Raw genomic sequence first — 17,889 nt, 5'->3', positions numbered from 1 at the left:
GGTGGATATTGCGCTCCACAGCAAGCGTTACCGTAACGGAAGCTTCAAGTTAATCAATCGATCCATTCACGCAATTCGTTTGCCAGTCGGACAGGACGGCGATAGAGCGGCGGCAAGGAGTTCCCAAACATGTCTAATTTAGATTTCCGCGAGGGGTTGAGGAGCGGGTTCCCGATCGCCCTCTCCGCTGCCCCCTTCGGCGCACTGTTCGGCGCAGTCGCCGCCGACAACGGTCTCAGCATCACCGAGGCCACGATCATGAGCGGCACCGTTTATGCCGGCGCGAGCCAGCTCGTGGGTATCGAACTTTTCGGCCAGAAGGTTGCGCCCTGGCTGATCGTTCTTTCGGTCTTCGCGGTCAATTTCCGCCACATCCTTTATTCGGCCGCCATTGCCAGAATGATCTCGAACTGGTCGTTTTTGCAGAAGGCTACCGGCTTCTTTGTCCTTGTCGATCCGCAATTCGCCGAATCCGTGAGGAAATACGAGAATACCGGCCGAGTGGATTTTTCCTGGTACATGGGCTTCGCGGCCCCGATTTACCTGCTGTGGATTGTCATGACCGTTGTCGGCGCATCGCTCGGCAACCTCGTCGGGGACCCGAACGCCATCGGTCTTGATGTGCTGCTGCCGATCTATTTCATGGGCATGGTCCTCAGCTTCCGCCAGCGGGAGAATTTCTATCCGGTGATGCTGGCGAGCGCTGTTGGCGCGACGGTGGCCTATCACTTTGTCGGCTCGCCCTGGCATGTGAGCCTTGGTGCGGTGGCCGGCATCCTTGTCGCGGTCATCTATCCGCCGAAGCCGAGCGAGACGTTGAGTGCCGAGAACGGGGTGGACGCGCCATGAGCGACATGTTGCACGGCGATACCCTCTTCCTGATCGCGCTTGCCGCCATCGCCACTTATCTCACCCGCGTTGGTGGCTACGTGCTGATGACACGAATGAAATCGATCCCACCACGCATGGAGGCGGGATTAAACGCGGTGCCGGTTGCGGTCCTGACCACGCTTGTCGCACCCGCCTTTTTCGAAGGTGGATACGAGGTAAAGATCGGCATGGTGGCAGCCCTTCTGGTCTGCCTGCGCTTTCCTGGCCTGACGATGCTTGTCATCGGCTGGGCCATCGTCATTGCCATGAGGCATTTCGGGCTCTTTTAAACAGCCCGCTCAAGGGGCCTGGTTGCAGCAACCAGCCAAGCCTTCACCTCTTCATCCGTGATCAACGGCGAAAGCTTTTCCAGAACCCCCGCGTGATAGGCATTCAGCCAGTTGAGTTCTTCGTCGGTAAGGAGCGCCGTGACGATCAGCCTGCGGTCGATCGGGCACCAGGTCAGCGTCTCGAAGGAAAGCATCGGCTGGTCGCCGCCGGGTACGTCTTCAGCCCCGCGTACGTAGATCAGGTTCTCGATGCGGATGCCGAAGGCGCCGGGGCGGTAATAACCCGGCTCGTTCGACAGGATCATGCCAGGCAGAAGCTCCTGTGTCGAAAGCCGCGAGATACGCTGCGGCCCCTCATGCACGGAAAGATAAGAGCCGACGCCGTGGCCGGTGCCATGCGCATAATCCGCGCCTGCCTTCCATAGCGCGATGCGCGCCAGAGGATCGAGATCGCACCCGCGCGTTCCCTTCGGGAACCGTGCGGTGCTGATGCCGATCATCCCTTTCAGGACCAGTGTGAAGAAGCGCTTCTGTTCGTCCGGAACAGCACCGACCGCAACCGTGCGGGTGATATCGGTAGTGCCGTTGACGTATTGCGCACCCGAATCGACGAGGAACATCTCGCCGTCGGCGAGTGTCCGGTCGGTGTCTGTCGTCACGCGGTAATGGATGATGGCGGCGTGTTCGCCCGCACCGGAAATCGTGTCGAAAGAGACGTCCTTCAGCGGGTTCTGCAGGCCCTGCCCCACCTTGATGCGCGCTGCCTCCAAAGCCTTGACCGCAGCAATTTCGGTGACGCTGCCGGGCTGCTGACTGTCCAGCCAGCAGAGATAGTCGACCATGGCCGCCCCATCCTGCACATGCGCGGCGGCTGAGCCCGCAAGCTCCGCCTTGTTCTTGCGCGCACGCGGCAACCGCACCGGGTCGGCCTCTTCGACCAGCGTCCCTCCCGCCGCGGTGATGGCGCCGGTCAGCGCCACCGGGGTCAGATCGGCATCGATCATTACCCTGCCCTTGGCGCTGGCAATGGCATGCAGACGGTCGGCAATTGTCGAGGGCGGCAATTGGGTGGCAAGCTGCGCCAGATAGGCTTCGGCCTCGATGCCGGTTTTGCGCTTGTCGAGAAAGATATCTGCCCGGCCATCGGCGTAAACTATCGCGCGGGCAAGCGGATGCGGCGTGTGTGGCACGTCGTTTCCGCGAATGTTGAAAATCCAGGCGATGGAGGACGGGTCGGTGACGAGCAAGGCATCCGCGCCCTTCTCCGCAACCGTTTTAGCGAGCGCTGCGATCTTGTCCTTCGACAGCGTGCCGGTGAAAGCCTCCGGCTGGATGACAACGGGCTCCAGCGGCTCGGCCGGCCTGTCCTCCCAGAGGGCATCCAGTGGGTTCTTTTCGACGAGCACCACGGAACCGCCCTTGCCGGCCAACGCCTTTTCCAGCCGCTTCAGCTCCGCACCGGTATGCAGCCATGGATCGATACCGAGTCGGAAACCCTTTGGCGCATGGTCAGCAAGCCAGACAGAGGGCGGCGCGCCCACGAGATCGCCGCTGGTGAACACCGATTGATCGACCTGCGACGTGAGTTGGGTCGTGTAGCGGCCATCGACAAACACCACCGCCTGTGTGCGCGTCACCAGCGCCATGCCGGCAGAGCCGGTAAAGCCCGTCAGCCATGACAGGCGTTCGGCGCACTCAGGCACATATTCCCCTTGATATTCATCAGCGCGCGGCACGAGGAATCCGTCGATACCGAGTGTATCGAAACCGGCGCGCAGCGCCTCGACACGGGCCTTGCCAAATTGCGGCGCGGATTTGTTTTCGAAGGTCTGGAACATGGGTGTCTTTCGGGAACTGTCATGACAAAATCGGTCGCTCGTATGAACACAGGCAAGCGGCCGGAAAAGACAATGCCATGCGGGTGAAGCCGGTTTCAAGCCATATATGACAGCGCGGAATACGGCGACAAATTGTGCATTCTGCGCGGCAAAAGTATTACTCAAGACATCGTGATATGCGACATGCGCATATCTACCGTGAGCATTCCCACCTAACCAAACAAAAACACATCGCTTATATCAAGAACAACACAGCGAGAGAGACACTCTCCTGGGAAAAAAGGATTTGAAGCAATGGCAAAATCTTTCCTCCGCACCGCCTTCGATCGCGTCGTTGAAGCACGCGAGCGTCAGGTCAGCCGCCATGTCAACGCCGCCCTTCTGAACCTCGACGACAAGTCGCTCGAAGCGCTCGGCATGAACCGCGCCGATCTGCGTCGCAAGGCAAAGTCCAGCTACGTATTCTGATAACGTCAGGCGCGGCGATCCTCCCTCCACCGCGTCTGAACAAGAATACGTCGACCCGCTTGAGCAAGCTCCTCCCACGCTCGCGGGTTCCAGGCGGCGCGAAAGCGCCGCCTTTTCTTTTGCCGGTAAAGGCGTTGCCGGGAACTCAGTCCTTGCGCAGGTGGAGCGTTACCCAGCCATTACGCCAGATGGTGCGAATATGGGAAAGCCTTGCGCCATTATAGGCGGAGAGCACCTTCCAGCGCTGCGATGCCAGAATGCCGGAGAGAATCACGGTGCCGCCGGGTGCAAGATGCGTGACAAGCTGCGGCGCCATCTTGATAAGCGGCCGCGCCAGAATATTGGCGATGATGAGATCGAACGGCCCATGCTTGCGGAAGGCATCCGAATGAAAGCCCGGCGCTGTCTCCAGCGTCATACCGGAAACGATGCCATTCAGCCGCACATTTTCCTTCGCCACCTTCACCGCGACGGGATCGATATCAGTCGCCAGCACGGGAATGGGACGCGTCTTGCGCACGGCAATGGCGAGAACGCCGCTGCCGGTGCCGAGATCGAGCGCATTGCGCACGGTGCGCGCCCGCAGCACGTCCTCGATCATTTCAAGGCAGCCAGCCGTCGTGCCGTGATGGCCGGTGCCAAAGGCTTGGCCGGCCTCGATTTCAATCGCGAGATCGTTTGCCCGCACCTTATCTCGATCATGAGCGCCGTGAACGATGAAACGGCCTGCCCGGACCGGCTTCAAACCCTCTAGCGATTTGGCGATCCAGTCGACATCGGGAACGATCTCCTTGTCGATGACAAGGCCCGGAAAGGCGGGCGCAAGCAGCGTGCCGATACGCTCACGAAATTCCTCTTCCTGCTCGGCCATCAGATAGACCGAGGCTTCCCAGATGTCGCGCTTCTCGTCCACCTCGGTCGTGGCGATCGCAACGTCCTCTTCGCCGAAATAATCCGACATCAGATCGAGGATTTCACCGGCCTTGATTTCGGTCGTGGTGACGTAAAGTCGGATTTCGCTCACGGCAGGCTGCTTTCTCTGGCTTTGGCTGTTCAATCTGCCTTTGCCATAAAACTGTCGCCAGTCCAATAAGCGCCGCGCAATTATACCTTCACGCCCTTCAGAAGGTTCTGCAGCTTCTGCTCGGCAACATCAGGGTTTTCCCCGTAAGCAATTGTTCCCGCAAAGCGACCGTTGGCATCGAGCAAAATGACGGAGGCCGTATGATCCATGGTGTAATCGCCATTCGGATCCTTCTCGTCGACAGGCACCTTTTTGGCGTAGATGCGATAGCCTTTGAGCGTCTCTGCAATCTTGTCGGCAGGGCCGGTGATGCCGGTAATGCGCTTCGAGACGTTGGATACATATTGCTGCATGATCTCGGGCGTATCACGCTCGGGATCGACGGAGACGAAGTAGGCCTGCAGCTTGTCGCCGGCCGGGTCCACTTTCTCCATCCAGCCATTCAACTCAAACAGGGTCGTCGGGCAGACTTCGGGGCAATGGGTAAAGCCGAAGAACAGCGCTGTCGGCTTGCCCTGAAAAGCTTTTTCGGTGATTGGCGATCCATTTTGCGCCGTCAGTTCAAACGGCACGCCATAGGCCGTCTCCACCATCTGCTCACGGGTTTTCGTCATCTCGAGCGTCAGCCAACTGACCACACCGGCGAGAACGACCACCACGGCCCACAATACGATACGAATATTCTTCATAGTCCAATCCTACCCCGAAAGCCTTGCATATCGCAGGCTACGCACTGATAGCGAATGGGGGCCATGGCAGCAATTCAACTGACCGTATTTTGGCCGACCGCGCTGATTTGTCACAAATCGCCGCCGGCGACTTCAGATGCACCAGGCGATGCCGCTCTGCAAGGCGGAGAGGAAGATGTCCGTTCCGTGCCGCACCCATCCCTCAAAGGTCAGAATTACGATGGCAAGCGAAGCCAAAGCGGCAAGACTTGCCAGAATAAACTTCAGCGGGTGAGAGACGAGCGTGTTCATGTGACGATGATAACCTGTTTCCACGGTCGCGAAAACCGCCAAAACACTGGGTTTCCACTATGCAAACCCGCAATTGTTAGGGAAAGTTTAAAATCTTGCTGCGCATGATGACCCCAGCGGTTTTCAAAGCCTCGACATGATGTCTCCCGGTTCATTTCCGGCACCGCATAAAGCTCAATCCTGCGCGGGCCTGTTAGAGAGCCATCAGAGGAAACCTGCCGTCATGTCCAACGCCATCAAGCAATCTGGCGCATATCTCGAAATCGTTTCCTTCCATCTGGGCGATCAGGAATTCTGCATCGACATCATGGCGATCCGCGAAATCCGCGGCTGGGCGCCGGTGACGCCGATGCCGCACACGCCGCCTTACGTTCTTGGCCTTATCAACCTGCGCGGCGCCGTCATTCCCGTCATCGACATGGCCGGTCGCCTCGGCATGAAAATGACCGAGCCTTCGGAGCGCTCGGCGATCATCGTTACCGATATCGGTGGCAAGCTGGTCGGACTTCTTGTGGAACAGGTCTCCGACATGATGACCATTCGCTCCGAAGACCTGCAGCCGGCGCCCGATATCATTCCGGAAGAACAGCGCAGCTTCTGCCGCGGCATCGTGGCGCTCGAAAAGAGCATGGTCTGCTTCCTGAACCTCGACACCGTCATTGCCGACGAGTTGGCGCGCGAAGCGGCTTGATCCAGGCATCATAACGCAATTGAGAGGGGCAGGCCTTACGGCTTGCCCTTTTGCCATGTGACCTGCTGATTATAAAGCGGCACCGTGGAAATCGCCATCTTGGCCGAACCGTCGGTCAGCTCCCGCGCATGCACCAGATAGATCAGCGTGTCATTGGCCTTGTCATAGACGCGGCTGACGACCAGTTTCTTCCAGACCAGCGACATACCCTGCCGGAACACCTCTTCCCCGCCCTTCGACAGATCGATATCGCCGATTTCCACCGGTCCCGTCTGGCTACAGGAGATGGCGTTGTTGGAGGGATCTTCGAACCAGTTGCCGTTTTTCAGCCGGTCGATGACGCCACGATCGAAATAGGTCACGTGGCAGGTGACGCCCTTGATTTTCGGATCGGCGATCGCCTCGATAACGATGTCATTGCCCATCCAGTCGACGCCGACCTTGCCGACAACCTGCGAATGCGCGAGCGCAGCTGGCAGAAGCGCCAGCAGACCCGCAAACAAACCCGACAGAGTTTTCATCCTCATCGCACCTTCTCCGTTACTCTCGATTAGACATAGGTGGGAAAGCCGCTCAGGCAACCCGTGCTACGGGACGTTTTTTCATGCTGCATGGCTGGTAACCGGTGGCCGTCAGGCGGCCGGCGACCATGCCGATCCTGTCGGCCAGATCGCGGACATGCGCGACGCCCAGGGCCCGCGCGGCGGCGAGGGAAGCGGCGGCGCAGACGACCGCGTCTTCGGCAGCATTGTGATGCACGAAACGCAGCTGGAGATGATGGGCAATGACATTGAGCTTGTGCGATATCAGCTCGGGCCAGACATGCCGGGCAATTTTGACGCTGCACAGATAGGAAAGATCAGGATAGGACTGGCGGTATTTGTCGAATGACGCCCGCATCACGCTGAAATCAAAGGCTGCGTTATGCGCGATCATCGTCGCGCCATTGATATCGTCGATGAACTCCTCCATCACCTCAGGAAATTCTGGCGCATCCTCGACATCGGCCGGCCGGATGCCGTGAACCGCAATGTTGAACGGCGAAAAGCGCATATCCCTGGGACGGATGAGACGTTCTTCCACACGAACGATCTGGCCGTCCTCTATCCACGCCAGACCGACGGAGCAGGCGCTGCCCCTCTCCTCATTGGCGGTTTCGAAATCGATGGCGATGGTTTTCAAGAGTGATTCCCGTTGTTCCCATCTGGCATAAACCGGATTGGCCTCAAAGAGAACCGGCCTCTCCCGAACGGGCTTCCAAAATCATCCAGTCGATGAACGCCACGAGGTCGGGATTATCCATCGCGCGCCTGGGATAAACGATGAAATAGGCAAGCGTGCTCGCCATGTCCTTGCCAAAGGGGGCAACCAGAGCGCCCTCCGCCAACTCGCGCGCAACAAGCGAGCGGCGCGTGAGCGCGACGCCGTGCCCGGCCTTGGCCGCATCCAGCGCGCCGTTGCTGTCGATGAAGACCGTACCACCCGATGGATCGACTTCAGGCGCTCCCGCCGCCTCCAGCCAGCGCCGCCACTCATTCCTGTTTTCATCATGCAGAAGTGGCACGGATGCCAGATCTCCAGGCTCGCGTAACGCACCATATTTTTCAAGCAATTGCGGCGAGCAGACTGGAAGCGTGCTGTCATCGATGAAGCGAACACTCTCCAGTCCCTCGTAACGGCCAAAGCCGTGCCTTACGGCAAGATCGACATTATCCCTGGCGAAATCGACCAGCCGATTCGTGACGCTGACGCGAACGTCGACATGTGCATGCTGCTGCTGAAACGCCGGCAGTCGCGGCATCAGCCATTGGATTGCAAACGTCGGCGTGCAGCTGAGCGTGATGGCCGTCACCTCGGACCGCGCCGTTAATTCTGCGGTTGCCTCGCGCATCATCCGGAAGGCAGTGCGAAGCGCGCCGTAATACCGCTCACCCTCCCGCGTCAGTTCGATGCTGCGCGGCCTTCGCAAAAACAGCTGCACCCCAAGCCGCGTCTCCAGCTCCCGTATTTGCAGGCTGACCGCGCCGGGCGTGACGTTCAACTCATTGGCGGCGAGCGTGACACTGCGATACCGCGCTGCGGCTTCAAAGGCCTGCAGACCTTTCAGCGAAGGAAGTTCGGCTGCCATAATTTAGCTCACCTCAATCATTACGCGAGAAACAATCGTTTGAATTAATCATAGGATACAGCGTAAATTGGCGCAACAGGACATGACATGGACGGTGAATCACACCGCCTTCCCTTAAGCTAAACTCAACCTGATTTCGGGTGGTCTGCGTCGATCGGCTTTGCGATCATGTCCACACCGATGGTTCCGGAGAGATCACAATGGCAATACAGAAACAGATGGATGCCCGCGAGTGGGCGATGCTCATGGCGCTTTCACTGCTGTGGGGCGGATCGTTCTTTTTCATCGGCGTTGCGGTCAAGGAGCTGCCGCCGGTCACCATCGTTGCGTTAAGGGTCACATTTGCCGCGACGGCCCTCCTCATCGTCTGCCGCATCATGGGTCTTCGCCTGCCGCGCGAAACAGCGGTGTGGCGCGCCTTCTTCGGAATGGGGCTGCTCAACAACATCGTTCCCTTCTGCCTCATTGTCTGGGGGCAGACGCATATTGCCAGCGGGTTGGCTTCCATCCTCAATGCCACGACACCGCTTTTCACCGTTATCGTCGCGCATTTTCTGACCGCCGACGAAAAGATGACCGGCAACAAGCTGGCCGGTGTCCTCATTGGCTTCGCCGGCGTGGCGACCATGATCGGCCCCGCCGCCTTTACCGGCTCATCCGGCCTCTGGGGCCAGCTTGCCATTCTAGGCGCGGCCATATCCTATTCCTTCGCCGGTATTTTCGGCCGCCGCTTCAAGGCCATGGGGGTGCCACCGCTGATGACCGCCACCGGGCAGATTTCCTCCTCCACAATCATGTTGATCCCCGCCGCCCTTCTCATCGACAGGCCATGGACGCTCGCCATACCGAGCCTCGGGACCTGGGGCGCATTGATCGGCATCGCCCTGCTCTCAACGGCACTCGCCTACCTGATCTTCTTCCGCATTCTCGCCAGCGCCGGCGCCACCAACCTCGCGCTCGTCACCTTCCTCATCCCGGTCAGCGCCATCCTGCTTGGATCGCTGCTCCTTGGCGAGCAACTGGAGTTGAAACATTTCGCCGGCATGACATTGATCGCCGCGGGGCTGGCCGCAATAGACGGCAGGTTGCCGGCAAAACTCAGGGGCCTGTTTCGCAGCGCCCCGGCTTGACAGACTTGAGGGCTAAAAGCATTCTGCCGCCATGATCGTCATTCGCCAGAGACACACCCGTCACTATACCCTCACCGGCCACCCGGCAGGGTCAGGTATGTCGTTGCGTTAAGACGATAGACTTTCACCCTGCCAACACGAGCAGGGTTCGCATTCCTGCTCCTTCCAGGCCACGGAGACAGGCATGCAGAACGCCAAAATTGCCGATAATCAAGACGATGAATTTCAGTTGAGCGATGTTGTTCTGCGCGCTGCGCGCCTGGATGACGCCGAAGCGCTGACAGACATGTTCAATCTGCCCGGTGTCCGCCACGGCACGCTTCGTCAGCCGTTCCAATCGGTGGAGAAAACCCGAAAGGCCATGGAAAATCGTGGTCCGAACGATGTCGTCATCGTTGGCGAATGGCGTGGGAAGATCATCGCCAATGGCGGCCTTTATCGCCGGGCGGGGCGGCAGGCTCACATTGCCGATCTCGTCATCAGCGTTCATGACGACTTTGCAGGCAAAAGACTGGGGTCGCATCTCATGGCAACGTTGATAGACACTGCCGACAATTGGCACGATATCAAGCGAATTGAGCTCAACGTCTTCACCGACAACCTCCCAGCGATCAGGCTCTACGAAAAATTCGGCTTTGAACGCGAGGGCACCTTGCGCAACGACGCCTATCGCGACGGAAAATACGTCGATGCCCACGTCATGGCACGCCTTCGTTAGGCGTTCCGGCTCTCAATGTGATCGGCAAACACCTCCCGAATGGTCCGCCGCGACCATTCGGCCATCCTGTCGTTACGTCCGCGCTCCGCATCGAGGACGATCAGCGCTTTCCAGATCGCCCAGCCCCGCCCACGCTGCCATGTCGCCTCATCCAATGCGAGCGCGCGGCGAAAGACGCTCCGGCTTTCCCTGTCGAGAACGTTCCAGGCAAGGATGAGATCGGCAGAAGGATCGCCAACCCCGCAACTGCCGAAATCGATAACTGCCGAAAGGCGGCCGTTCCTTACCAGCAGATTGCCCTCGGCAATATCGCCGTGCACCCACACACCCTGCCGTTCCCAGCGGCTGGAAAGGGCAAGCTGCCATATCTCCATGGCGAGCGCCTGGTCAATCTCGTCAACAACCCGCGCCGCCGAAGCCTTCGCTTCGTCGTCATAGACCGCCAATGATCCCCCGCGGTGGAAATTATGCGCGCCAGCGGGCGGCCCCTGCGAGGCGTCGATTTGCTGAAGGCCGTTCACAAAGGACGCAACGTCGATCGCGACCTGCGATAGATCGACGTGCTGCAGATGCTGCGCAAGTGGCTCGCCTTCGAGCCATCGATAAACGGACCAGCTGAAAGGATACCCCTCTCCCGGCCGCCCTAGCGCCAGTGGCACAGGGATCGGAAAAGGCAGGTGCGGCCCAAGCTCCGGCAGCCACCGATGTTCCTTTTCCACCTGCGCACCATAGCGCGCGGCACTCGGCATCCGGATCAGCATCTCGTCACCGAGGCGGAAGCTGCGATTATCCCAGCCGCTGAGCTCCACAGGCCGCACGTCAAGTGCAGCCCATTGCGGAAACTGGCCCGCTACCAGCCTCCTTACCTGCTCTACCGTAACGACGATGCGGTCATCCATCCTGTGCTTTCCGTCTCAGGCGCAAAGCTCTACCGATAGAGGACAACATTGCCGTGACAGCGTCAGCCGCCAATCAGCGCCAGCCACTCATCCTCGTCCATGGTCTGTACGCCGAGTTCGGTTGCCTTGGCCAGCTTGGAACCGGCGCCGGGCCCCGCCACGAGAATATCCGTCTTCTTCGACACCGATCCGGCCACTTTTGCGCCAAGGCTTTCTGCGCGGGCCTTCGCCTCGTCGCGGGTGAATTTTTCCAGCGAACCGGTAAACACGACCGTCTTGCCGGCAACCGGGCTACCTTCCGTCGAGGGCCTTTCGGCCTCCTTGGGCCGCAGCTCGCGCATCAGCCGGTCGATGACATCGAGATTGCGCGGCTCCTTGTAGAACTCCACGATGGCGCGCGCCACCACCTCGCCGATGCCGTCGATGCTGTTGAGTTCAGCCCAGGCATCGCTCGCCGGGTCAGCCGCCGCCTTCATGCCCTCTTCGAAATGCTCGTAGGTACCGTAGGAACGGGCCAGAAGCTTCGCCGTCGTCTCGCCGACGTGCCTGATGCCAAGGGCAAAAATCAACCGGTTGAGATCGATCTCGCGGCGCGCGTCGATAGCGTCGAACAGCTTCTTAACGCTCACCTTGCCGAAACCGTCGATATTCTCAAGCTTGGTGAGGTGTGAAGCCTCCTGCCGCGTCTTCAGCGTGAAAATGTCAGGCGCCGTCTTGATCGAAAGTGCCGGATCATCGCTTTCGAAGAAGAAGTCTATCTGTTTGGTACCGAGGCCTTCGATATCAAAGGCATTGCGCGAAACGAAATGCTTCAGATGTTCCACGGCCTGAGCCCGGCAGACGAAGCCGCCCGTGCAACGCGTGACCGAATCGAGCTTGCCGGTCTTCTCATTCCGCTCCCGCACGGCATGGCTGCCGCAGACCGGGCATTTTTGCGGAAAGGCATATTTTTCGGCATTAGCCGGGCGCTTGTCCAGAAGCACGTCCAGCACCTGCGGAATAACGTCGCCGGCGCGCTGGACGATCACTGTGTCGCCGATGCGGATATCGTGATCCTCAGGGCGAATCCGCTCGCCATTATTGCCGATACCTTCAATGTAGTCGGCATTGTGCAGCGTTGCGTTTGTCACGACGACGCCGCCGACTGTGATCGGCGTGAGACGCGCCACCGGCGTCAGGGCACCGGTCCGTCCCACCTGGATTTCGATATTCTCCACCGTTGTAAAAGCCTGTTCGGCCGGAAACTTGTGCGCCGTCGCCCAGCGCGGGCTGCGGGAGCGAAAACCCAGACGCTCCTGAAGATCGAGCCGATCGACCTTGTAAACAACGCCGTCGATATCGTAATCGAGATCAGGACGGGCAACGCCGATTTCATGATAATGCTCAAGCAATTGCTCGGCTGATGTGAATCGTTTCATCAACGGATTGACCGGGAATCCCCATTCCCGGAATTTCTCGACAATGCCGTATTGCGTATCCGCGAGCCGCGTCGTCTGCCCGCCATTGGAGACCTCACCCAGCGCATAGGCAAAGAACCGCAGCTTGCGTTTCGCCGTCACATTGGGGTCCAGCTGCCGGAGCGAGCCGGAGGCTGTGTTGCGCGGGTTGACGTAAGTCTGCTTGCCTTCGGCCTCCATCTGGGCGTTGAGCGCCAGAAAGTCGCTCTTGGCCATGTAGACCTCGCCGCGAACCTCCACCACATCAGGCGCACCCGATGGCAGCGTGTTCGGGATTTCCTTGATGGTCTTGATATTCGCGGTGACGTTCTCACCCGTCGTGCCATCGCCACGCGTCGCGGCGGTCTTCAGCCTGCCGTTCTCGTAGCGGATGGACATGGACAACCCATCGATCTTTGGCTCGGCAGTAAAGGCAATCGAATCGTCAGGCAGATGACCGAGGAAGCGATAGACCGAGCTGACGAAATCCCGCACGTCCTCCTCGGAAAACGTATTGTCGAGGGACAGCATCGGCCGCGCATGAACGATGGGCGCAAAAGTCGGGAGGGGGGTGAAACCCACCTTTTTTGACGGGCTGTCAGCCCGCACCAGCGCCGGAAAAGCCGCCTCTATCGCATCGTTGCGCCGCTTCAGCGCATCATACTCAGCGTCCGAGATCTCCGGCGCATCCTTTCCGTGATAAAGCGCATCATGGCGGGCAAGCTCCGCTGCCAGAAATGCAAGCTCGGACGAGGCTTCAAGCTCGGTCAGCGTTTCGACGGGTTTCTGGTCTTTCGACATGGAAGAAGCCTCATAGATGAATCTGCAATGCTTTTAGCGAATTATTGCCGAACGCAAAACCATCCTCGCTTCTCATCGCACGAGAATCCGCTATTCTGGGCATCCGGATGAAACACTTGCCGGAGCCCCCGAATGGACGTCACCACACTTCTTGCCTTCGCAGTGGCCTTCTTTGTCTTTGCGGCCAGTCCGGGACCGGACAATATGACGATCGTCGCCCGGACAATCACTCACGGTGCCGCCTCGGGTATTGCCTATGGCGCTGGCACCGTTGCCGGCATCTTGATCTTCCTGACACTCGCAGTCTTGGGCTTGTCAATTCTCGCGGCCGAAATGGGGACGGTGATGGCGGTGTTGCGCTATGGCGGCGCTGCCTATCTGATCTGGATGGGCTATAAGCTCTGGACAGCCGAGCCAGTCGTCCCCGATTTGCAGCCGGTAAGGGACAGACGTGGCCTGCTGTCGATTTTCGCCACGGGAACCGCCCTTAACCTCGGCAATCCCAAAATGCCGCTGTTTTACGTAGCACTCCTGCCGAACGTGGTCGGTACGTCATTGACGGTCAATCACCTCCTGGCGCTCGCATCCGTCATCATCGTCGTGGAAACAGTCGTGATAGGCGGCCACGTGTTGCTGGCGGTGCGCGCAAGACAAATGCTTCGCGAGCCGAGGATCGTCCGCAGGGTGAACCGAACCGCCGGTGGTGTCATGATTGGCTCTGGTGTGGCAATAGCCGTCAGCCGTTAGTCCTTGGCCGCCAGCAGGCGCGCAGCCGCAGCCCGCGCCTCATCCGTTACCGACGCGCCGGCAAGCATGCGGGCAATTTCTTCGGTGCGGTGCTGCGGCTCCATGGTTGCGACGCGCGTGGCAATGCGCTCACTGCCGTCGCCCGAGGGCCCCTTGGAAATGAGAAGATGGGTCGCCGCCCGCGCCGCCACCTGCGGTGCATGGGTCACGGAGAGAACCTGTACGGTTTTGGACAGGCGGCGCAGACGCTGGCCGATGGCATCCGCCACTGCTCCGCCGACACCGGTGTCGATTTCATCGAAGACCAGCGTGGGTGCCGAGCCGCGGTCGGCAAGCGCGACTTTCAGCGCCAGAAGGAAGCGCGACAGTTCGCCGCCCGAGGCAACCTTCATGATCGGGCCGGGGCGCGTGCCCGGATTGGTCTGGACGTGGAATTCCACCGTATCGATGCCGTCAGCCGTCGCCTGTTCGGGATCGGACGTCACCTCGACCGTAAACCGCGCCCGTTCCAGTTTCAGCGCCGGGAGTTCCGCCATCACGGCGCTCGAAAGAGCCTCCGCGGCATGACGGCGCTTTTCAGAAAGCGAGTGGGCGGCCCGGTCGAAATCAGCTTTGACCACACCGAGATTGGCCTCGAGCTTGCCGAGCTTTTCTTCACCGGCATCGAGGTCGGCGAGATCGGCAACCATTTTTTCGGCGAGAGCCGGAAGGTCAGGTACGGCGACGTTGTATTTGCGTCCAGCGGCGCGCAGCGCAAACAGCCGCTCCTCTACCCGCTCCAGCTCACGCGGATCGAACTCGGTGCGGCGCAGGGCCGCCTCCACTTCCATCTGCGCGTTGGAGAGGCTGTCGAGCGCGGCATCCAGCAATTGTACGGTATCTTCCAGAAGGCCGGGCGCCTCATGGCTCTTACGTTCCAGACGCCGCATCATCGAGGCGATGACAGGCACGGGCGAAGCATTGCCATTCAGAAATTCGCTCGCCTCAGCGATATCACCGGCAATACGTTCGGATTTCTGCATCACGGCCCGACGTTCTGCCAGCTCATCCTCTTCGCCATCGCGCGGCGAAAGCGTTTCCAGTTCCTCGACGGAGGACCGCAGGTAATCCGCCTCACGCGCCGCCGCCTCCACCTTGGCACGGTGGGTCTTCAGGGCCCGCTCGGCATCTTTCCAGGTCCGGTAGAGGCCCTGAACGGTCCGCGCCTCATCGCTGAGCCCGGCAAAGGCATCCAGCAAGGTGCGGTGCGCGTCGGTATCGACAAGGGCGCGGTCGTCGTGCTGACCATGGATTTCGACCAGCAACTGACCGAGCTGCCGCATCATCTGCACGCTTACGGCCTGGTCGTTGACATAAGCCTTGGTGCGCCCGTCAGCCGATTGAACGCGACGGAAAATCAGATCGCCGTCGTCATCGAGGCCGTTCTCGCGCAGCAGAAGCCGGGTCGGATGATCGTTCGGAACTTCGAAAGTGGCCGTCACCTGCCCCTTGTCTTCGCCGTGACGCACGAGGCCGCCATCCCCGCGCCCGCCAAGGGCAAGGGAAAGACTGTCAAGCAGAATGGATTTGCCCGCACCCGTCTCGCCCGTCAACACGGAAAGGCCCGCCTCGAAACCGAGGTCGAGCCTTTCGATGAGAACGATATCGCGAATCGAGAGCTGGACCAGCATGGTCTATGCCCCGTCTCAGGCGCCGATGAGCTTCTTGCCGGCCCGCGAAATCCAGGATCCCTTGTTTTCACGCGGCTCGAGACCCTGACCCTTCAGCAGCTTGTAAGAGTCAGCGTACCATTGGCTATCGGGATAGTTGTTACCGAGTACGGCAGCAGCCGTCTGGGCTTCGTCCGCCAGACCCATGGCATAATAGGCTTCGGTGAGACGCGCGAGCGCTTCCTCGATCTGGTTGGTGTTTTGATATTGCTCGACCACGATGCGGAAGCGCGACACGGCAGCAAGATATTCCTTGCGCTCGAGGTAATAACGGCCGACCTGCATTTCGCGGCCGGCAAGCTGGTCGCGAGCGAAACGGATCTTGGCCTGTGCGTCGGGCACGTATTCCGAATCGGGATAATCCGTCACGACCTTGTTCATCGCTTCGATAGTGCGCTGTGCGGCGCGCTGGTCCTGCGTCACGTCCGAAATCTGCTTCGAATAGGCAAGACCGATCATGTACTGAACGTAGGCGGCGTCCTTCGAGCGCGGATATTGGCGCAGGAACCGGCTGCCGGACGCGATGGCCACGTCGTTCTTGTTGGTGCGCGTGGCAATGAAAGTCTGCATGACAAGCGCCTTCTGTCCCCATTCGGTGAACGGGTACTGCTTGTCGATCGCCTCGAACTTGCGTGAGGCTTCCGTCATATTGCCTTTGTTCATGTTCGCCAGCGCCTGCTTGTAGAGAACGTCTGGCGGATCGGTCTCCACGCCGAGCTTGGTGATGTCGATATCCGGATCGGACTGGCAGGCCGTGACGACGACGCTCGCGCCGACCAACATCAACGAAACGGCGATCCCCCGCATCGTACCCTTCATTGCACCAGACCCTACATGCTTCATTCGACAGTTCCCACTTCCCGCGCAAATACATAAGCATCGGCTTTGTATTGGCGTTCTAGCCATAAAAGCATCCGCAGGGCAACGCAATGATGACGCATTAACGCATTTTTATGGCATCGCCCCATGCAATCGTACGAATATCGGGCGATAATATGCAACTTCCTGCCCAGCCTCACGAAAAAGCCGCCCCAAAGGAGCGGCTTTTCCTGTCAATTGATAGCCCGCAGAAAATCTTATGCAGACCAGGGTGCGAATTCGGGCATGTTGACCGCCACAAATTCGCGCGCGCGAACCATCTGATGGCGGGCAGCCGGGGCTTCGACGATCTCGTAAGCTGTACGGTCGCTCAACAGCGCCTTCAGCGCATTGGCGTTGACCTTGTGGCCACCGCGGTACGAACGATAGCAGCCGATGAACTGCGCGCCGGCAAGCGCCAGGTCGCCCACGGCATCCAGGGTCTTGTGGCGGACGAATTCGTCCTTGGCATAACGCAGGCCTTCCATATTGATGACGCTGTTGTCGTCGGAGATGACGACCGAGTTCTCAAGCGAGGAACCAAGCGCATAACCGGCGGCCCACAGACGCTCCACGTCGCGCATGAAGCCGAAGGTGCGGGCACGCGACAACTCGTTCTTGAACGTCTCAGCCGTCAGGTCACCCTTCCACGACTGCTTGCCGATGAGCGGCGTATCGAAATCAATGTCGACCTCGAAGCGCGTGCCGTCATAGGGACGGAATTCCGCCCAGGAAGCACCCGAATCGATGCGTACAGGTTTGATGACCCTGATATAGCGACGCTTCACACCGAGGTTCTTGATGCCAACGGATTCAATCGCCTCGATGAAAGGTGCCGAGCTGCCGTCCATGATCGGAACTTCCGGGCCGTCAACCTCGACGATGAGGTTGTCGAGGCCCATGGCGTAGATGGCGGCCATGACATGTTCGATCGTCGCGACAGACTGCATCAGCGAGCGGCCGAGCACCGTGCAAAGATCGGTGTTACCGACATTGGCGGAAACGGCCTTCAGTTCGGTCACGCTGCCATTGTCATGAAGGCGATTGAAAACAATGCCCGTTCCAGCTTCTGCAGGCTGGAACGTCATCGAGACCGGATTGCCGGAATGCACGCCAATGCCTTTAAGCTGAACAGCATGTGCGATAGTTGTCTGAAATCCGAGCAGTCCGATGGTCATGCGTCTATGCCTTGTTTTGCAAACAGCGTCGCTTGGGGTCAGCGCCGTTCAAAGTTTTCAAGCCGGGTTTTAACGACCGGCGAAGTCAGTCTGTTCCTTTACCCATCCTCATACATACGCACAT

General features: G+C 59.4%; 19 protein-coding genes. 7 read left to right on the top strand and 12 right to left on the bottom strand.

Annotated features, from left to right (window positions below; all coding sequences use genetic code 11):
• Positions 1 to 129 precede the first annotated feature (129 nt).
• Complete coding sequence (locus FS804_RS15135) at positions 130 to 849, top strand: AzlC family ABC transporter permease (protein ID WP_144577387.1); 720 nt, start codon at positions 130 to 132, stop codon at positions 847 to 849.
• A complete protein-coding gene (locus tag FS804_RS15130; protein ID WP_063950553.1) occupies positions 846 to 1,160 on the top strand; it encodes an AzlD family protein in 315 nt (104 codons plus the stop codon). Before FS804_RS15135 ends, FS804_RS15130 begins: the two co-directional genes overlap by 4 nt.
• Here the strand turns inward: FS804_RS15130 and FS804_RS15125 are convergent.
• The gene (locus FS804_RS15125; protein ID WP_144577385.1) at positions 1,157 to 2,998 is read right to left on the bottom strand and encodes an aminopeptidase P family protein; all 1,842 of its coding nucleotides are present in this window, start codon (positions 2,996 to 2,998) and stop codon (positions 1,157 to 1,159) included. The two genes, FS804_RS15130 and FS804_RS15125, sit on opposite strands and share 4 nt — an antisense overlap.
• Positions 2,999 to 3,292: 294 nt before the next feature.
• Between FS804_RS15125 and FS804_RS24970 the strand changes: the two genes are divergently transcribed.
• Complete coding sequence (locus FS804_RS24970; RefSeq protein ID WP_003522343.1) at positions 3,293 to 3,466, top strand: hypothetical protein; 174 nt, start codon at positions 3,293 to 3,295, stop codon at positions 3,464 to 3,466.
• Positions 3,467 to 3,611: 145 nt separating this feature from the next.
• Here FS804_RS24970 and FS804_RS15115 read toward each other — a convergent pair whose 3' ends face one another.
• The 3 genes from FS804_RS15115 to FS804_RS15105 all read right to left on the bottom strand — a co-directional run bounded on the left by FS804_RS15115 (position 3,612) and on the right by FS804_RS15105 (position 5,470).
• Positions 3,612 to 4,490, bottom strand: a complete 879-nt coding sequence (locus FS804_RS15115) for a 50S ribosomal protein L11 methyltransferase (RefSeq protein WP_144577383.1) — start codon at positions 4,488 to 4,490, stop codon at positions 3,612 to 3,614.
• A gap of 80 nt (positions 4,491 to 4,570) precedes the next feature.
• On the bottom strand, positions 4,571 to 5,179 hold the full coding sequence (sco, locus tag FS804_RS15110; RefSeq protein ID WP_063950555.1) for a cytochrome oxidase assembly protein Sco: 609 nt from the start codon (positions 5,177 to 5,179) through the stop codon (positions 4,571 to 4,573).
• Positions 5,180 to 5,311: 132 nt separating this feature from the next.
• Positions 5,312 to 5,470, bottom strand: coding sequence for a hypothetical protein (locus FS804_RS15105; RefSeq protein ID WP_233282456.1), 159 nt, complete (start codon positions 5,468 to 5,470; stop codon positions 5,312 to 5,314).
• Positions 5,471 to 5,693: 223 nt separating this feature from the next.
• On the opposite strand from FS804_RS15105, the gene FS804_RS15100 reads away from it, so the two are divergent.
• Positions 5,694 to 6,161 carry a chemotaxis protein CheW gene (locus tag FS804_RS15100; RefSeq protein WP_003522339.1) on the top strand — a complete coding sequence of 156 codons (468 nt, stop codon included), beginning with the start codon at positions 5,694 to 5,696 and terminating at the stop codon, positions 6,159 to 6,161.
• A 35-nt stretch (positions 6,162 to 6,196) separates the two neighbouring features.
• Here FS804_RS15100 and FS804_RS15095 read toward each other — a convergent pair whose 3' ends face one another.
• The 3 genes from FS804_RS15095 to gcvA are packed head-to-tail and all read right to left on the bottom strand — an operon-like array spanning position 6,197 to position 8,289.
• Positions 6,197 to 6,688, bottom strand: coding sequence for a CreA family protein (locus tag FS804_RS15095; RefSeq protein ID WP_144577381.1), 492 nt, complete (start codon positions 6,686 to 6,688; stop codon positions 6,197 to 6,199).
• Positions 6,689 to 6,734: 46 nt separating this feature from the next.
• Entirely contained in the window at positions 6,735 to 7,343 is a 609-nt protein-coding gene (locus FS804_RS15090) for a 3'-5' exonuclease (RefSeq protein ID WP_144577380.1), read from the bottom strand.
• Positions 7,344 to 7,386: 43 nt separating this feature from the next.
• Positions 7,387 to 8,289: a transcriptional regulator GcvA gene (gene gcvA, locus FS804_RS15085; RefSeq protein WP_144577378.1), complete on the bottom strand. Its 903-nt coding sequence runs from the start codon at positions 8,287 to 8,289 to the stop codon at positions 7,387 to 7,389.
• Between the two features lie 200 nt (positions 8,290 to 8,489).
• On the opposite strand from gcvA, the gene FS804_RS15080 reads away from it, so the two are divergent.
• Positions 8,490 to 9,419, top strand: a complete 930-nt coding sequence (locus FS804_RS15080) for a DMT family transporter (RefSeq protein WP_186376815.1) — start codon at positions 8,490 to 8,492, stop codon at positions 9,417 to 9,419.
• Positions 9,420 to 9,603: 184 nt separating this feature from the next.
• Positions 9,604 to 10,137, top strand: coding sequence for a GNAT family N-acetyltransferase (locus FS804_RS15075; RefSeq protein ID WP_144577376.1), 534 nt, complete (start codon positions 9,604 to 9,606; stop codon positions 10,135 to 10,137).
• On the opposite strand, the gene FS804_RS15070 is transcribed toward FS804_RS15075, so the two are convergent.
• Both FS804_RS15070 and ligA read right to left on the bottom strand, forming a co-directional pair.
• Positions 10,134 to 11,036: an aminoglycoside phosphotransferase family protein gene (locus tag FS804_RS15070; protein ID WP_144577375.1), complete on the bottom strand. Its 903-nt coding sequence runs from the start codon at positions 11,034 to 11,036 to the stop codon at positions 10,134 to 10,136. The genes FS804_RS15075 and FS804_RS15070 overlap by 4 nt on opposite strands.
• Positions 11,037 to 11,098: 62 nt before the next feature.
• Positions 11,099 to 13,273, bottom strand: a complete 2,175-nt coding sequence (ligA, locus tag FS804_RS15065; protein WP_144577373.1) for an NAD-dependent DNA ligase LigA — start codon at positions 13,271 to 13,273, stop codon at positions 11,099 to 11,101.
• 132 nt (positions 13,274 to 13,405) lie between these two features.
• Here ligA and FS804_RS15060 point away from each other — a divergent pair, with 132 nt between their 5' ends.
• Positions 13,406 to 14,020, top strand: coding sequence for a LysE family translocator (locus FS804_RS15060; protein ID WP_144577371.1), 615 nt, complete (start codon positions 13,406 to 13,408; stop codon positions 14,018 to 14,020).
• Here FS804_RS15060 and recN read toward each other — a convergent pair.
• The 3 genes from recN to lpxC form a co-directional block, all read right to left on the bottom strand.
• The gene (gene recN / locus FS804_RS15055) at positions 14,017 to 15,690 is read right to left on the bottom strand and encodes a DNA repair protein RecN (protein WP_144577369.1); all 1,674 of its coding nucleotides are present in this window, start codon (positions 15,688 to 15,690) and stop codon (positions 14,017 to 14,019) included. The two genes, FS804_RS15060 and recN, sit on opposite strands and share 4 nt — an antisense overlap.
• A gap of 15 nt (positions 15,691 to 15,705) precedes the next feature.
• Complete coding sequence (locus FS804_RS15050; protein WP_063950566.1) at positions 15,706 to 16,572, bottom strand: outer membrane protein assembly factor BamD; 867 nt, start codon at positions 16,570 to 16,572, stop codon at positions 15,706 to 15,708.
• 233 nt (positions 16,573 to 16,805) lie between these two features.
• Positions 16,806 to 17,765: a UDP-3-O-acyl-N-acetylglucosamine deacetylase gene (gene lpxC / locus FS804_RS15045; protein ID WP_144577368.1), complete on the bottom strand. Its 960-nt coding sequence runs from the start codon at positions 17,763 to 17,765 to the stop codon at positions 16,806 to 16,808.
• Between the last annotated feature and the right edge of the window lie 124 nt (positions 17,766 to 17,889).

Origin of the sequence: Agrobacterium sp. DE0009, assembly GCF_007680755.1 — a bacterium.
Taxonomy (GTDB): domain Bacteria; phylum Pseudomonadota; class Alphaproteobacteria; order Rhizobiales; family Rhizobiaceae; genus Agrobacterium; species Agrobacterium tumefaciens_B.
Note: the sequence above shows the minus strand (reverse complement) of the source record. Positions and strands in the feature narration are given on the sequence as shown.

What these genes read in the sequence shown, in the direction of transcription:
- gcvA (WP_144577378.1), bottom strand. Translation starts at nt 8,289, where the DNA reads ATGGCAGCCGAACTTCCTTCGCTGAAAGGTCTGCAGGCCTTTGAAGCC.
- FS804_RS15070 (WP_144577375.1), bottom strand. Translation starts at nt 11,036, where the DNA reads ATGGATGACCGCATCGTCGTTACGGTAGAGCAGGTAAGGAGGCTGGTA.
- FS804_RS15075 (WP_144577376.1), top strand. Translation starts at nt 9,604, where the DNA reads ATGCAGAACGCCAAAATTGCCGATAATCAAGACGATGAATTTCAGTTG.
- lpxC (WP_144577368.1), bottom strand. Translation starts at nt 17,765, where the DNA reads ATGACCATCGGACTGCTCGGATTTCAGACAACTATCGCACATGCTGTT.
- FS804_RS15080 (WP_186376815.1), top strand. Translation starts at nt 8,490, where the DNA reads ATGGCAATACAGAAACAGATGGATGCCCGCGAGTGGGCGATGCTCATG.
- FS804_RS15095 (WP_144577381.1), bottom strand. Translation starts at nt 6,688, where the DNA reads ATGAGGATGAAAACTCTGTCGGGTTTGTTTGCGGGTCTGCTGGCGCTT.
- FS804_RS15060 (WP_144577371.1), top strand. Translation starts at nt 13,406, where the DNA reads ATGGACGTCACCACACTTCTTGCCTTCGCAGTGGCCTTCTTTGTCTTT.
- ligA (WP_144577373.1), bottom strand. Translation starts at nt 13,273, where the DNA reads ATGTCGAAAGACCAGAAACCCGTCGAAACGCTGACCGAGCTTGAAGCC.
- sco (WP_063950555.1), bottom strand. Translation starts at nt 5,179, where the DNA reads ATGAAGAATATTCGTATCGTATTGTGGGCCGTGGTGGTCGTTCTCGCC.
- FS804_RS24970 (WP_003522343.1), top strand. Translation starts at nt 3,293, where the DNA reads ATGGCAAAATCTTTCCTCCGCACCGCCTTCGATCGCGTCGTTGAAGCA.
- FS804_RS15125 (WP_144577385.1), bottom strand. Translation starts at nt 2,998, where the DNA reads ATGTTCCAGACCTTCGAAAACAAATCCGCGCCGCAATTTGGCAAGGCC.
- FS804_RS15050 (WP_063950566.1), bottom strand. Translation starts at nt 16,572, where the DNA reads ATGAAGCATGTAGGGTCTGGTGCAATGAAGGGTACGATGCGGGGGATC.
- FS804_RS15130 (WP_063950553.1), top strand. Translation starts at nt 846, where the DNA reads ATGAGCGACATGTTGCACGGCGATACCCTCTTCCTGATCGCGCTTGCC.
- FS804_RS15135 (WP_144577387.1), top strand. Translation starts at nt 130, where the DNA reads ATGTCTAATTTAGATTTCCGCGAGGGGTTGAGGAGCGGGTTCCCGATC.
- FS804_RS15105 (WP_233282456.1), bottom strand. Translation starts at nt 5,470, where the DNA reads ATGAACACGCTCGTCTCTCACCCGCTGAAGTTTATTCTGGCAAGTCTT.
- recN (WP_144577369.1), bottom strand. Translation starts at nt 15,690, where the DNA reads ATGCTGGTCCAGCTCTCGATTCGCGATATCGTTCTCATCGAAAGGCTC.
- FS804_RS15100 (WP_003522339.1), top strand. Translation starts at nt 5,694, where the DNA reads ATGTCCAACGCCATCAAGCAATCTGGCGCATATCTCGAAATCGTTTCC.